Raw genomic sequence first — 13,371 nt, forward strand, 5'->3', positions numbered from 1 at the left:
ATGTTAAGGATTGACACTACTATAACTATAAATATTTTTTTCATGATCTCGTTTTTGAATTTAAAAATTTACGTCTAAACCCATAGAAAATACTCTGGAAACGGGGTAAACCCTACCATTATTTGCCGCTCCCCCAAAACTTTCAGGATCAACACCTATATCCATAGGACTAAAAGTGAGCAGATTTAATCCTGTCAAATATATCCTTGCTTGGCTCAATCCCACATGTGACATTAATGTAGTAGGTATTGTATACCCTAACTGAACATTCTTTACCCTAAGATATCGTGCGTCAAAAATGTAAAAATCTGATCTGGCTGCATTATTTACTGATTCAGTACCTACAGTTAATCTAGGGTATAAGGCATCATGGTTATTAGGTGTCCATCGGTCCAAATGACGTTCGAATACAGGTCCTTCATTATTATTGTGAAAAGCTTCAACAATTTCTCCCCTGATCCATTGGTGCCTTTCACCTACTCCTTGAATAAATATTGAAAAATCAAACCCTTTAAATGCGGCAGAATAAGTAAATCCAAAGGTGTATCTGGGAAAAGAGTTTCCTAACACAAATCTGTCATTTTCATAATCAATTTGACCATCATTGTTTCTGTCAACATATTTTAAATCGCCAGGTTGAACACTGGTAGCGAAAATTGGAGTTGCACTATTTGCAATTTCTTCATGTGAATTGAAATACCCATCACTTCGTAATGCAAAGTAAGAATTCATAGGAAAGCCTTCTCGAAGAATCGTTTGGACATCTGTTCCATTAATAAATTCCCTTCCTCTAAGATCCACCACTTCATTCCAACTGTCTGATAAATTCATATTGATTCCATGATTTACTGATCCAGTGCTGATCCTGTAGTCTACAGAAACCTCCCAACCCCGGTTACGTACTACACCTGCATTTTGAATAGGTTGCCCTAATCCATAAGCGGCAGGAACAGGCAGCTGTAATAGAATATTTTCGGTGAGATTATCAAATACGTCAAAACCTACGCTTAACTTTCTATCCAAAAATGCCAGATCCAAACCCAAATTGGCCATGGTGGAGGTTTCCCATGTTCTAAATGGATTGGAAACTGAATAATAAGATCCCGGAACAGGCACGCCTCCAAATGCATAAACATTACTTTGTATATTCACCAGGCTTTGATGACCATATAAATCCCCAATATCCTGATTGCCTAATTGGCCCCATGAAGCCCTTATTTTTGCGAAAGAAACAATCTCTTCAATTGGAGCAAAAAAGTCTTCCTTGCTAAGGATCCATCCCGCAGAAACAGAAGGAAAAATTCCCCATCTATTCTCTGATGAAAAACGTGAAGACCCATCTAGGCGAAGATTTCCTTCCAATAGGTATTTGTCCTGAAATCGATAATTAACCCTGCCGAAGAATGATTGGATTGCCCATTCGTGGCCTGAACCGTATGTTTCACTTTGCTGTAATTCAGAAACATTATCAATCACACCATATTCATTACCTGGTACATCTAAACCTGCCACACCAAAAAAATCAGTTCTAAATGATTCCGATGAGGCCCCTAGCATGAAATCAAAATCATGTTTATCAGATAAATTTTTACTATATGAGGCCGTTAGGTATGGATTGAGATAAATTGATCTATTATATTGGTTCGATACTGAATTTTGGTTATTGCCTCCTCCTGGATAGGCATATTCTATAGCGCGACGAAATTCTTGAGTCAAATTGCTGGTAATATTTCCTCCCATTACACCTTTTATCAAAAGGTTTTGTATCGGTTCATATTCAATGCTAACATTTCCAAGCGCTTCATCATTTTGGCTGTTCCTAGCACCTCCTTGTTCTAATTGGGCTAAAGGATTCCCATTACTACCGCTTGATAGCGTGTAATTTCCGTTTGCATCCACTATATTATAAATTGGAGGCATTCTTACACTAGGCTCAATCAACCATTCGGTCCACCAAGCATGACTTTTAATATTGTTCCGAGCATAAGAAACCCGACCTCCTATTTTGATTTTTTCATTAACCTGTTTATCGAGATTTATCCTGAAATTATATCGCTGATGTCCATAATCCGGTCCTCTGAAAAGGCTTTCCTGATCCATATACCCTACAGACATCATGTAATTCAGACCATCCTGAGAGCCACTTACGGAGAGATTATGATTACTTTGAATCGCCTGATCTTTAAAAAGAGCCTCATAGTGTGAGACATTAGGACCATTTTCTTTAAAATCTAGAATTTGTTCAGGAGAGAAAGCAGGTGCCATCCTAGAATTTACTAACGCCTCATTCCTCATAGTAGCATACTCCCAAGAGTCTGCAATCTTCGGAAAATTGGTAGGTTGCTGAATACCCACTTGCCCACTATAAGTAAATTTAGGCTTACCCTCCTTTCCGGCCTTTGTAGTTACTAAAATTACCCCATTAGCTGCCCTGGATCCATAAATAGCCGCTGAAGCAGCATCTTTAAGTACACTTACGCTTTCTATATCATTAGGATTGACATTGTTCAATGAACCGATCACCCCATCAATTACAATTAATGGCGTATTCCCGCTCATTGTACTTAGGCCTCTGATATTTATCTGCGGCATGGAGCCTGGTTCTGATGTCCCTTGCTGGATGACCAACCCGGGAGATTCACCTTGCAATGCCTGATATGCATTAGTAACTGGCTTACCTTCTATAGCTTTCTCTCCTATTTCATTAATGGCTCCTGTTAGGTTGTCCTTCTTGGTAGTACCATAACCTACCACAATCACCTCTTCCAAGGAGCTTAATTCGGCAGACAGAGTTATATCTATCCTATTCTTATTTTCAACAGGTACTTCAACACTTCGAAAACCTATCGAAGAGAAAACCAAAACAGATTGACTATTAGGTACATCTAATGTAAAATTCCCATCAATATCAGATGCTGTTCCAATATCCGTACCTTTTAAGAGTATGGTTGCACCAGGAATGCCTTCTCCTGATTCGTCTGTAATTACACCTTCAACTTGTCGACTTTGAGCAAACGAAAACAAAGGAATTGCTAGAATTATAAAGATTAATAAAATATTCTTTGATGAACACTTTAAATCTTCCTTAAACTTTTGGGGTAAATTGTTTTTCATAAGGATAAATCGGGTTTAAATACTTTGTCTAGACAAACGTACAAATAAGGGTAAATAAAATCAAGCTTTTTTGCTTTTATTGATTTCCTCAATGATACATTATATCGCTTTAAATTGGAATAACTACTCCTAAGCTGGTTTAAGGAGCATTATCAAGAAATTATGATCGTTATAAACCATTACTTCCAAATAGATTGTAGATCTTTTTCTACTATGGTTTTCCTATTATTTCACCTAAACCTAGGCCATATGGCCATTTAAATTTCTCCCCGCTGGTGGCCATGCCCACCCCGCAGCAAATCTACCCTCTACCATTTACCCATCTGTGCGCATCTCATGAAACCAACCCTAAGGCCACGCCTTTTACGCATTCTCTTTGCGCCTTTGCGTGAAACTCCCTCGTGAAACCAACGCCTCATCCTCCTCGTCACTTTGCGATTTCTAACCCAGCCCGCAGGACAAATAACCTTATAAACTACGGTGCTTAAAAGGCTAATGGTATTCCACCGCATTGATAGTTTTCCAACCATCACCCAGTAACCTATATGGTGCGTCCCTCTGGGACTTAGGTTGTGGTGGGTGTTTGTTGCCCGCCGGTTGCCACCGGCGGTTATTAAATCGGCCGCTCCTAATGGAGCTGTAGGGAACGCCGCGCTCCTTGCGTTTTCCCGTTGCGCCCTTTGCTTGAAACTTCCGCGAGAAAGGCAACGTGCACTACCCTCATCCTTAAGCCTCCCAGAAGGTGCCACTCCGCGGGGAATCTACCCCTACCATCTACCCATACGCTCCAATTCACTGAAACCACGCAGCCCTTGGCGATCTCCTTTGCGCCCTTTGCGTGAAACCAATGCCTCATTCTCCTCGCCGCTTCGCGATTTCTAACCCCCTAAACCAGGCCGCAGGCCGAATAACCTCTTAAACCAAGAAGTTTAGAAGCCTGCCAGCCGACAAAGGCAGGGTTAATTCCTGAATACCGCTTCGCGAATCTATGAAAAGGTTGAAGGGTTGAATGGATCAATGGATTAACGTAAGGTACTCCAGCACCTTAATCCTTTAATCAGTCCATAAGGGAATATAGCGCAGCTATTCCCTTATGGACCTTAAACCTTTAATCCTCCCAATCATCTCCATAAACCATAAACCATAACCCAGCCCCCAGGGCGAATAAACCTCAAACAAAAAAGCCCAAGGTCTCCCCCGGGCTTTAATTGATTCGTTGTGCGAATGTCTCCGACTTCACACCATTCCGACTATTCCTCTTTAGCCACCTGGCTCACCGCCGCAAGTACCGACCCAGCCACCACGGCGTATCCTGCTGCTGTAATGATCGCCGCAGGTAGGGCAACTGGCGCGGCCAATAGGGTTCCCCCCACTGCTGCCAGCATCATTCCGGCATATTGCAGCCTTTTGAAAAACGGCGGCGTCGGCGCCTGCCATCTGTTTTGGATTTCGTTCATTTTGTTTTAGTTTAATGTTTAAGATTACGTGGTTGTCATGGTTGTCCGCTTTTCCGACGCTTCGCATCGAAATTCGCCGTTGTCATGGTTGTCAGATGGAGCATCTTGGCGGGCCATTTTAGCCATTTTTGCCTTTCCGGATTTTTAAATGCTCAGTGCTCCGTGCCCAGTGCCCAGTGCTCAGTGCTCAGTGCTTTCCGTGCATAGAACAAAGACAACCCTGACAACAACCCGGGGAGGCGAAGCCGACCCACGGGTGGACAACCCTGACAACTACTAACTCACCTTCTCCAACACCTGCACCCGCTTCCTCAGCATCCCCAGCTGCGTCACCAGCATGGACTTCATCACCAGCTGCTCTCCCTGCAGGCTGTGTACACCCGTTTTAAGCTCGGCGAGTTCGGATTTGAGTTCGCGAAGATCCTGGACCAGGTAGCGGAGCAGGAAACCGGAGAGGGAAAGGAGGACTGTAACCAGTCCCCCCACTCCCACTAAATAAATTCCTCCGTCCATAGCAGCTCTGTTACAGCCAAATTAAGAGCGAGATCCGCATCGCTGAAGATTTCCAGCTTCACTTCCTCCCCGTTCTCCAAAGCTTCATACACCATATCCCGAAACAGGTAGGTCGCATTCCGGGAAAAATTGCCTTTCCCCTCGCCCGTATGGTTCGTTACCGGGGAGATGCAGCCCTTCAGCTCCTTCAAGGCATCATTGGCGGGATGGAAAAGTATCCCTGACCTGTCCTTTACCCCTTTCACCAGCAGGTGCCAACCATATCGCTCCGAGTACCGCTTCTCCAACCCATATACCCCCTCAGGAATACAGGACTCATTCCGCCTGTTGTTCTTCCAGGGCAACTCTATGGTCTTGGCCACCTCGACCCCATTGTGGGTGATAAACCCATTGGTACCGTTGGGCCAATACTCCCTGTTCAAGAGGAGCTTCATGGCGTAACGATTTTTTCGGTCAATATAATGGTACCGGCGTTGTACCCACTGTCATTCATCGGAAACTCCTCCCCATTGACCGTCTGGAAAAATTCAATGCCGAGCACAAACACCCGGTGATTGAATTCCAATGGCGCCTTGTTAAGCTCCAGGGTCAGTTCAGGGGAACTCGCCCGCACGCTCAACATTTCCGACTCCACTTTCTCCAGGTTGAAATCGGCCAATTCAAGATCAATGGCACCTCCCATGAGGTAGATCCTGTAATTGGTGGTACCGGAGGGTGCCATCAGGTAACTGGCTGGATGGAATGCCGGAAGGCTGATCGCCAGGGTTTCTCCCGTATTGGTGATGACCACATGCTTTTTCAACACGGAAGTGAGATTGGCTCCCGCATTGAGCTGCAAACCCTTTAACAGGTCCCAGTTGCCCTCAGTCACCTTTCTTTCTCCCCTGGTGTGTACAGGATCGCTCTTTACCACCTTCACCATCGCATGCTGAAGCCTCCTGTGTAGCCTGGAATCGGTAGAGGAAATGATTGCCGGTCTGATGCTGTTCTTAAGCAGTTTTACGGCCGAAGCCGCTTCGGCAAACTCCCGCATATTCTCCCTGGTACGGGCATACTTGGGATCATTCATGATCCGCTCCTTGGTGACCCCGCCTTTTTCGCGGACCATAAAACCGTCTTTGTTTTTGTAAAATGTAAGTTTGCCTATATTGCCGGTGAAACTCACAAAACTCGCTTGTTGTCCCATATTTTATTGTTTTTTAATGTTAAACATGTCCAAATATCAGTTGTAAAATACTGATTAACAAACGATTATGCGGTTACAGCGGATTCTGCGCATTTTGCGGTCATTGCGGAAATACAGACCTTAGGCACAAAAAAAAGGAAACCCAACCTGGGCTCCCCTTTTGATTTTTAACTTAAACATAAAATATCATTCCACCTTGACCACCTTGGCGCCTTTGTACTCCGTGGAGCAATAGGGGTAATAGGTTCCAGCCATCCACTGGTAATATTCAATACTGAATATGTATAACCTGCGTGTGCCGGGGATATCCTGTTTATCCACCACAAGCTCTCCCCCCTGGAGTGTGGCTCCCATCTCAAACTCCCTGGACAGTTCGATCTGAGAGTCGTTTCCCCTACCTTCCACGTCCACCGTTATCACATTCAGAAAAAGTCTGAGGTGGGTGGCGTTTGTCGGATACTCAAATTTCTCGAAATCCGTTTGGCTCCACGAAAACCTCAACGCTGAGCCGGTTTCCTCCACAAGGATCTCGGGCGACCATAGTTTCCAGAACTTACGTCCCTTGTTTAGCTCCAAACCTTCCAATAGGCTCCAGTCCCCATTCCCGGGTTTCCTGCTTCCGGGAGGATGGACAGGGTCGGTTTTCGTGATTTTCAGCATCAAAGTAAAAAATCTCGAGCTAAAGGTGCTGTCAGCACTTCTTTGAATCAGGGGCAGGATCAGGCTTCGGATCCTCTTCCCTTCCCCAGCTGCCAGCTTGAATTCCTCCATGTTTCTACGGGTATGCTCATAGTTGGGATCCTTCATAATCCTGGCCTTGCTTACCCCTCCTTTTTTCCGGGCATAATACCCCTTGGCGGTTTTATAGTAATTGATACCGCCCATATTGCCTTCAAAAAATAATAATCCACTCTGCTTTGCCATAGTTGTTTTTTGTTATAGTTATAAAAAATTGAATATTAAATATTTAATTGTTCAATGTTCAGGATTCAAATGTTCAAAGTTTAACTGTTCAAAGCTCATAACTATGAACCATGAACCCTGAACCGTTAAGCCTGAAACCATAATCCATAAACCATAAACCTTAAACCATAAACCTTAAGCCTTAAACCTTAAACCCTCCCCACGTACACACTGTCCGAAAGGTCTCGGGTTTTGTTTTTGGCCAGAGGTCTGGAAAAGGAAATATAGGCCTCAAGTTTCCCAACATGCAGATCGTGCCTGAAAATGGAGACAACCTGTTGCCTTTCCCATCTGAAATTGCCCTCCAGGACAAAAAACACGGCTTTGTCCTCCACGTTGTACAGGGTCACCATGACCTGGTCATCCCGTCGGGCACTGCCAAGGTTGGAATTGTCCTCCCATTCAAAGAGGACCTTCCCCACCCCGGCCCAGCGGACAGAGGGAGAAAGTGCGCCCGTGAGTGTTCCCCCGCTCACTTTGACCAGTGAGGGATCCAGCGTGCTGTCTTCAAGGCTGCCCTTAAACCCGTTTTTGATGGCCCAGCCACAGGCAAGGTGGGTGCCCGTGCGCATGCCATTGGCCTGTTGCTGAAAACCGAATTCCACGGGAATTTTGAGCGGTTTGAAAAATTCTCCTGCCAGCCGGAATTTCCGTTGCCCATATTCCTGCAATTTGGTGGGAGGCTTTGCAGCAATTTTTTCAACATGCTTTCTTACATAGGTCACCCCCTTCACCCGGTAATAGACCAATGATCCTGTTTTGCCCCGGTAGTGTTTTTCGGGGCCATCTGCTTTTGCCATTTTTTTGTCGTTATAAGTGAATAAAAAATTGAAATGAATGCCATTCCATAAAACCCAAAGCAGCCCTATATGTCCCCTTTCTCCAGTCCCGTTTTGAAATTCTTTCGGAACAGGCACGGAGCACACCCAAGCCGTCTGATTGGCGGACCTGATGGAGACCTGAAGCGGACCTGATCGGGAGGAGGTCGGGAGTATATAGCCCTTTGGGTCGGCGGATATACGGCCCCACTAAAACCCCTATGACCTCCTGGATTTTTTTATAAATACTCTTCAATTTCCTCCACGGGTATACCGGAAAATTTTGAAAATTCCTTCACCGTCACAAACTGGTGCTTCCCTTTCTTGTAGTATTTTTTGATCCTGCACAGCAGGTCCTGTCCATAGCGCTCACTCATGTTGGTAATCCTGAGGATGTCATTGGCGGAAATGACGCACTTCTTCTTGATCTTTTGATTTTTCTTGTACATAAAAAGATGGGTTAAAAAGTAATACATGGATTGGCAACTTTGGGATCAATTGCCGTTTTGGGCCGAACGGTAACGTTGCGTATCAGCTTTTGACCATTCCGTGCTTCCGGAGATCAAAAATCTTAAGGCCATCAGAAATTCATGGCTGAATCCATCGGATCCCTTCGCACAGTTGCGGATTTCTTCTTCCAGCTGGTGGAATTTTGCCACTTCCTCGTAATGCAAATCAAAGACTTTTTTTAGGGCCGTCTCCGGTTGCAAATCATGATGGTGCGTGATCAGCAGGACAAGGTTATGACAATCATTCTCCAGTTTTTCCTTTTCATAGGACATGAGATCGTTTGCGATGTATATGATCTTCCCGGCCACCTCCTGGATTTCCTTGAATTTAGATTTTTGGGTCAATTCAAAGGGAATGTCCCACACCGGGGGGATGAGTATAAAAGCAATCTTCGCCCCGGAGAATTCCACTCTTTGCCTCATATACTCGCCAATAGCGGGAATCCTGTTTTTCTGACGGTTTCGTGCCTCCCAAGATCCCGCTTGAAGAAATCTTTCAAAAAGTGTCTGTGCTTCCTTTTGCCAGAGGTGGCCGGTCCAGGAACTGATTTCCTCCCATACTTCCTGAAAAGCCCTGGAAAAGAAAAGTTCAAACTTCCCCTCCTCCCCCTTTATGGCCTTCATCAAATCCCGGGAGATGATTATCCAAAATTCATTTTTGTCCCCGATCATATCCGTATAATCGTCCAATATGAAAAGCAGGCAAAAAAGCTTCGCCACTGCAGTAAGTTTACGCTGGGATGCTTCCGGATAAAGCCGCGCCGCAAACCAGGTGATTTTCATCTTCCGATATTGGGTTACTTCAAAAGGCCCCTTCAATACCTTATTGCTTTGCGCCCATTGGATCACCTCGGCATCTACAGCTTCCACATGTGGATTGAGATAAGAGGGAAAGGCGTATTTTATGTTTATGATATTATTCATGATCAAACGACGGCCCATCCTTATCCAATTCTTTCAATACCCTGCTCAATACTTCCGGGCTCATGCTGAGCATATTGGCCACGTCCTTTTGGGGCAGAAGCTGCAGGGCATGTGGATCCTTATTTAAAAAAATCATAACCCGCTCTTTGGCATTTTTTCCCGCCATCCGTTCCTGCCATTTGATGTTCTGGTTATATACCTCTTCGGTAATCCGCAAAGCCAGCAAGGCAAATTCCGGATGCGCTTCACTCAGCGGAAAAAAATCCTTCTTGTAGAAGACCACAGCGACCGTATTTACATAAGTTTTAATCAACTTATTGGAAAGCATCTGGGTGGAATATGAATTAAAATCACAGGCTATCTGATTCTCTTTAAAATATTTTTGGCAGCGTACCCCTTTATCAGTGTGCGCATATAATCCCATCCCCCCTTCCAAAAGGTACCGGGCTTTCACCTCCACCATACTTCTTCTTTTGACCAAGTGCCGGGGAGGATATTCTTCTATATCCAAAAATGGGGTTACGGCTTTGTAGGTGGCAAAAGGGATCTCATAATAGGGATCAAACTGGGCCTTGATTCTTCTCAATATCTTTTCCATATGCATATAATTTAAAAATTCAAACGGTCAAAAAAAGGGTTTAAAAAAAAGTAAAACCATGCTTTTCGTTCCAAAATATAGATACAAACAAACTAAACCTCCAAATTACGTTACTAAATTGTTAACCAGTTAATTATAAATTAGCAAAAATCAATTTTATATTTTTACTGGCAAAAATTGATTTTTTTCCTCAAAATGGGACGGTCTTGTTGTACTCTTACTGAAAAACAAATAACTAAACCAGTTTTCAAAACTTGATTTATATCAAGAATTATTTTATCCTAGATATTACCCTTCCTTTTACTAGAAAATCGAAGAACAAGCACCTAAAAAATAGTACTTGACCAAGATAAAGTTTGCTTTTTTATATATCAAAAAGCTACTAACTATGCATAAACAAGATTACAGGTGACTAAATTAAAACCCCCTATGAAACAACACCTCAGCATAACAGCATCCCTCCTGCTTATCCTACTTTGGGGCTATACGGGATTTGCCAAAATCGTGGATTTCCAAGGTTTCCGATCAGCCATGCAAAATCAGGAAATACCGTTGGATTGGGCCAGGCAACTGGCCTGGGCAATCCCGATGGTAGAGTTGCTTCTTGTGGGTTTATTACTTTGGGAGAATACGAGAATATGGGGATTCATAGGATCCCTGGCTTTACTATCAGTATTCAGCACCTACGTAGGCCTCATCTGGATAGGCTCCTTTCCCCGAGTGCCCTGTGGCTGCGCAGGCATATTCGACTCCATGAGCTGGGGAGCACATTTGGTAGTAAACTTGGCATTTGTGGCCATAAGTGCTGTAGGAATCTACCTTTCCACCACAATGCCTGGTGAAGGTCATCAGGAAAGTGGGGACAGGTTTAAAGGTTTAATTTCTGCCTCCCGCAGGAGGTAAACTAAGCGGAGGATGAATGGATTAAGGTAAAGCAATGAGTGGGTTTAAGGTTTATGGTCCGCTTTGCGGACGGTTAAAGTTTAAAAAACCGAGACCCGTAAACCATAAGCGATAAACGTCCGCGTAGCGGACAATAAACTATAAACAAAATTTCTTCTTCTGAGAGTGAGGGTCAATTATAAAACTGGGCGAAAAAAAACTTTATATAGAAGTCTGAAGGACTTCAACTATGAGTAACCCCGGGTGGCAACCCGGGGCAAATAACTACAAGATAAACAACAACCCTGAAAGGGTTGAACTATTTACGTAATCTTCTGCACGGACAATTAAAGCTTCAAACCGAAAACCATAAACCATAAGCCATAAACGTCCTCGAAGAGGACAATAAACTATAAGTAAAAAGCCTATGAATCCATAAAATCACGTCAGTCTGGGATGCTGCCAGGCAGCTAGCAGGCACCAGCAGGGGGCATAAAAAAAATCCGGCCGCCCCTCTCAAAAGATAGCACCTCCCTACGCGCGGGAGAAGGATCGAAGCGACCGGAAAAAAAGTAATTAACCATAATTATAAAGTTATGAAAAATTCAGTAAAGAACCTCCTACGCGGAGGTGTGTTTGCCCTGGCAGCGGTATTTGCTTTTGCATTTACGCAGCCCAAAGTACAAGGTTATGCCACTATGGATGGCGGTAATACATGGATAGACACATCTGATCCAGAAGTCAATTATAGATGCATTTCCAATCCTTCCGATGTTTGCATCTACGAGGCACCGGATCTTGAATCAGATGTCGTTGAGCACGGTACTTTTCAATTGCTGTAATTGCAACTGAAAAGTCAGGAATGAAGGGCCCCAAATGGGGCCCTTTTTATATTTAGTCACTGGAAGCTCAATGAACGGTTACCAATTTGGTTACCCATCCTCTTCATAGTACTTTAATGATTTAAGGCGCTAATTGGAATCCTCCACTTATTAAGAGATGTACAATCTCTCGATTTGAAAGGTTTACTTTCGCTGATGTAGTCAAGGATTTTGCTTCATGCCTTGATCCACCTCTACTTGTGGGATTGGGAAAACATAACGATTATCGCCCGGGGCCAATATATAGGTATTCCCACCCATCTCACGAACCAAAGTAGTCGCATATTCCGAATCATTATTTAATCGTCGCAAATCATACCACCTACTTGGTCTAAAAAGCAATTCTTTTCTACGCTCCATTAAAACAAATGCTAATGCGGTAGCAACACTTGAAGCCTCTAAGGGTTGAAATGTGCCTGCTTCAAAACGTTTTTCCAACAATGTGTTCAACACCTCCATGCCACCCGCTACATCCCCAGTCCGAATCCTTGCTTCACTATTAATTAAATAAAGTTCATTCAAACTTATACCGGCAAAATAATCAAAGTTACCACAATAGGATCCTTTAAAGGTCACCACCTGTGGGTTTTGCCTGTTCAAAAATATCCTCCCACGCAAATCGTTAGCAGCATAAGAAGCTTGTAATATTGGGTTCACCTGAACTAAGGAACTAAAGGTAAAGGAATATACGGCCATTACAGATTGAAACAAAACCTCACTATTCAAAAACGGAACGGGAAATGGATCTTCAGGATTTAATTCGTTAAAGTCGAGTAAAGTACCTGCCTGTAGCAAACTTGAAGAAAGATCCCGAGCCATACTATAATTCCCCAGTTGAAGGTGCAGGTCAGCCAATAAGGATTCGGCGACAGGTTTATTTGGCCTGTTTAAGGAGGAAGCTGTAACGGGAAGAAATTCAATTGCCTGGTTCAGATCTCCAATGATTTGTTTATAGGTTTCCTCCAAAGTTGCTCTTCCCGGTCGCTCGGTCACCCTAGCTGTCAGTTTCAATGGTATTCCCATCTCACTGTCGTTCACCCCAGGCTGATAGGCTTGGGCAAAAATCCTGACCAAATCATAAAAGGCGCTTCCCCGAAAAAACAATGCAGCTCCCTTAAGGGCCATCCATCGGCCCCTTTCATTCGCCGACACCACTTCTTCCATTTCGTGTAGCCTCTCCAAAACTACATTTGAGTAAAACACTTTTTGATAGGCACCGTTCCACTCGCCAATCACCTCAAACCCACCATCCCTTCGCCACAGGTAAGTCTGTTGTTCCATCTCAGCAAATAAGCCTGCCCACCCAGCTTCTTCCATAAAGACATCATCTGAAGCCAGCAATCCAAGTCCCGGAACATTTGAATTCATAATGACTGCATTGTCCAATAAAGCCTGTAAATCATCCAGGGTTTCCGGAACTACCAACGATTTCCTTGGCTTTTGATCCAAATAACCCTCACACCCCATCAGCACTCCGGCAGACAGTATGGTCAATAATATATATATATGTTTTTGCATTTTAGTAG

Annotated in this window: 13 protein-coding genes; 2 read left to right on the plus strand and 11 right to left on the minus strand. The window is 43.9% G+C overall.

Features of this window, described 5'->3' with window-relative positions:
• Nucleotides 1–60: 60 nt before the first annotated feature.
• The 10 genes from KI659_RS16600 to KI659_RS16645 form a co-directional block, all read right to left on the minus strand.
• Nucleotides 61–3,114, minus strand: coding sequence for a SusC/RagA family TonB-linked outer membrane protein (locus KI659_RS16600; protein ID WP_213946499.1), 3,054 nt, complete (start codon nucleotides 3,112–3,114; stop codon nucleotides 61–63).
• Between the two features lie 1,250 nt (nucleotides 3,115–4,364).
• Nucleotides 4,365–4,571 carry a hypothetical protein gene (locus tag KI659_RS16605; protein ID WP_213946500.1) on the minus strand — a complete coding sequence of 69 codons (207 nt, stop codon included), beginning with the start codon at nucleotides 4,569–4,571 and terminating at the stop codon, nucleotides 4,365–4,367.
• A 276-nt stretch (nucleotides 4,572–4,847) separates the two neighbouring features.
• Complete coding sequence (locus KI659_RS16610) at nucleotides 4,848–5,084, minus strand: hypothetical protein (protein ID WP_213946501.1); 237 nt, start codon at nucleotides 5,082–5,084, stop codon at nucleotides 4,848–4,850.
• Entirely contained in the window at nucleotides 5,063–5,518 is a 456-nt protein-coding gene (locus tag KI659_RS16615) for a DUF5675 family protein (RefSeq protein WP_213946502.1), read from the minus strand. Before KI659_RS16615 ends, KI659_RS16610 begins: the two co-directional genes overlap by 22 nt.
• Entirely contained in the window at nucleotides 5,515–6,270 is a 756-nt protein-coding gene (locus KI659_RS16620; RefSeq protein WP_213946503.1) for a hypothetical protein, read from the minus strand. The genes KI659_RS16615 and KI659_RS16620 overlap by 4 nt, the downstream gene beginning before the upstream one ends.
• A gap of 186 nt (nucleotides 6,271–6,456) precedes the next feature.
• On the minus strand, nucleotides 6,457–7,194 hold the full coding sequence (locus KI659_RS16625; protein WP_213946504.1) for a hypothetical protein: 738 nt from the start codon (nucleotides 7,192–7,194) through the stop codon (nucleotides 6,457–6,459).
• 188 nt (nucleotides 7,195–7,382) lie between these two features.
• A complete protein-coding gene (locus tag KI659_RS16630; RefSeq protein ID WP_213946505.1) occupies nucleotides 7,383–8,033 on the minus strand; it encodes a DUF6266 family protein in 651 nt (216 codons plus the stop codon).
• Nucleotides 8,034–8,290: 257 nt separating this feature from the next.
• Nucleotides 8,291–8,500, minus strand: a complete 210-nt coding sequence (locus tag KI659_RS16635) for a hypothetical protein (RefSeq protein ID WP_143960204.1) — start codon at nucleotides 8,498–8,500, stop codon at nucleotides 8,291–8,293.
• Nucleotides 8,501–8,545: 45 nt separating this feature from the next.
• A complete protein-coding gene (locus KI659_RS16640) occupies nucleotides 8,546–9,484 on the minus strand; it encodes a terpene synthase family protein (RefSeq protein WP_213946506.1) in 939 nt (312 codons plus the stop codon).
• Nucleotides 9,477–10,082 carry a Crp/Fnr family transcriptional regulator gene (locus KI659_RS16645; protein WP_213946507.1) on the minus strand — a complete coding sequence of 202 codons (606 nt, stop codon included), beginning with the start codon at nucleotides 10,080–10,082 and terminating at the stop codon, nucleotides 9,477–9,479. The genes KI659_RS16640 and KI659_RS16645 overlap by 8 nt, the downstream gene beginning before the upstream one ends.
• Before the next feature lie 429 nt (nucleotides 10,083–10,511).
• Here KI659_RS16645 and KI659_RS16650 point away from each other — a divergent pair, with 429 nt between their 5' ends.
• Together KI659_RS16650 and KI659_RS16655 are read left to right on the plus strand one after the other, a co-directional pair.
• The gene (locus KI659_RS16650) at nucleotides 10,512–10,985 is read left to right on the plus strand and encodes a MauE/DoxX family redox-associated membrane protein (protein WP_213946508.1); all 474 of its coding nucleotides are present in this window, start codon (nucleotides 10,512–10,514) and stop codon (nucleotides 10,983–10,985) included.
• A gap of 575 nt (nucleotides 10,986–11,560) precedes the next feature.
• A complete protein-coding gene (locus tag KI659_RS16655) occupies nucleotides 11,561–11,806 on the plus strand; it encodes a hypothetical protein (protein ID WP_213946509.1) in 246 nt (81 codons plus the stop codon).
• 201 nt (nucleotides 11,807–12,007) lie between these two features.
• Here KI659_RS16655 and KI659_RS16660 read toward each other — a convergent pair whose 3' ends face one another.
• Entirely contained in the window at nucleotides 12,008–13,363 is a 1,356-nt protein-coding gene (locus KI659_RS16660; protein ID WP_213946511.1) for a RagB/SusD family nutrient uptake outer membrane protein, read from the minus strand.
• Nucleotides 13,364–13,371 lie beyond the last annotated feature (8 nt).

The sequence above is a fragment of the Litoribacter ruber genome, assembly GCF_018449405.1.
Lineage (GTDB): Bacteria > Bacteroidota > Bacteroidia > Cytophagales > Cyclobacteriaceae > Litoribacter > Litoribacter ruber.

Coding starts and splice junctions, on each gene's coding strand:
- KI659_RS16640 (WP_213946506.1), bottom strand. CDS start 9,484: ATGAATAATATCATAAACATAAAATACGCCTTTCCCTCTTATCTCAAT.
- KI659_RS16615 (WP_213946502.1), bottom strand. CDS start 5,518: ATGAAGCTCCTCTTGAACAGGGAGTATTGGCCCAACGGTACCAATGGG.
- KI659_RS16620 (WP_213946503.1), bottom strand. CDS start 6,270: ATGGGACAACAAGCGAGTTTTGTGAGTTTCACCGGCAATATAGGCAAA.
- KI659_RS16630 (WP_213946505.1), bottom strand. CDS start 8,033: ATGGCAAAAGCAGATGGCCCCGAAAAACACTACCGGGGCAAAACAGGA.
- KI659_RS16605 (WP_213946500.1), bottom strand. CDS start 4,571: ATGAACGAAATCCAAAACAGATGGCAGGCGCCGACGCCGCCGTTTTTC.
- KI659_RS16645 (WP_213946507.1), bottom strand. CDS start 10,082: ATGGAAAAGATATTGAGAAGAATCAAGGCCCAGTTTGATCCCTATTAT.
- KI659_RS16650 (WP_213946508.1), top strand. CDS start 10,512: ATGAAACAACACCTCAGCATAACAGCATCCCTCCTGCTTATCCTACTT.
- KI659_RS16635 (WP_143960204.1), bottom strand. CDS start 8,500: ATGTACAAGAAAAATCAAAAGATCAAGAAGAAGTGCGTCATTTCCGCC.
- KI659_RS16660 (WP_213946511.1), bottom strand. CDS start 13,363: ATGCAAAAACATATATATATATTATTGACCATACTGTCTGCCGGAGTG.
- KI659_RS16625 (WP_213946504.1), bottom strand. CDS start 7,194: ATGGCAAAGCAGAGTGGATTATTATTTTTTGAAGGCAATATGGGCGGT.
- KI659_RS16610 (WP_213946501.1), bottom strand. CDS start 5,084: ATGGACGGAGGAATTTATTTAGTGGGAGTGGGGGGACTGGTTACAGTC.
- KI659_RS16655 (WP_213946509.1), top strand. CDS start 11,561: ATGAAAAATTCAGTAAAGAACCTCCTACGCGGAGGTGTGTTTGCCCTG.
- KI659_RS16600 (WP_213946499.1), bottom strand. CDS start 3,114: ATGAAAAACAATTTACCCCAAAAGTTTAAGGAAGATTTAAAGTGTTCA.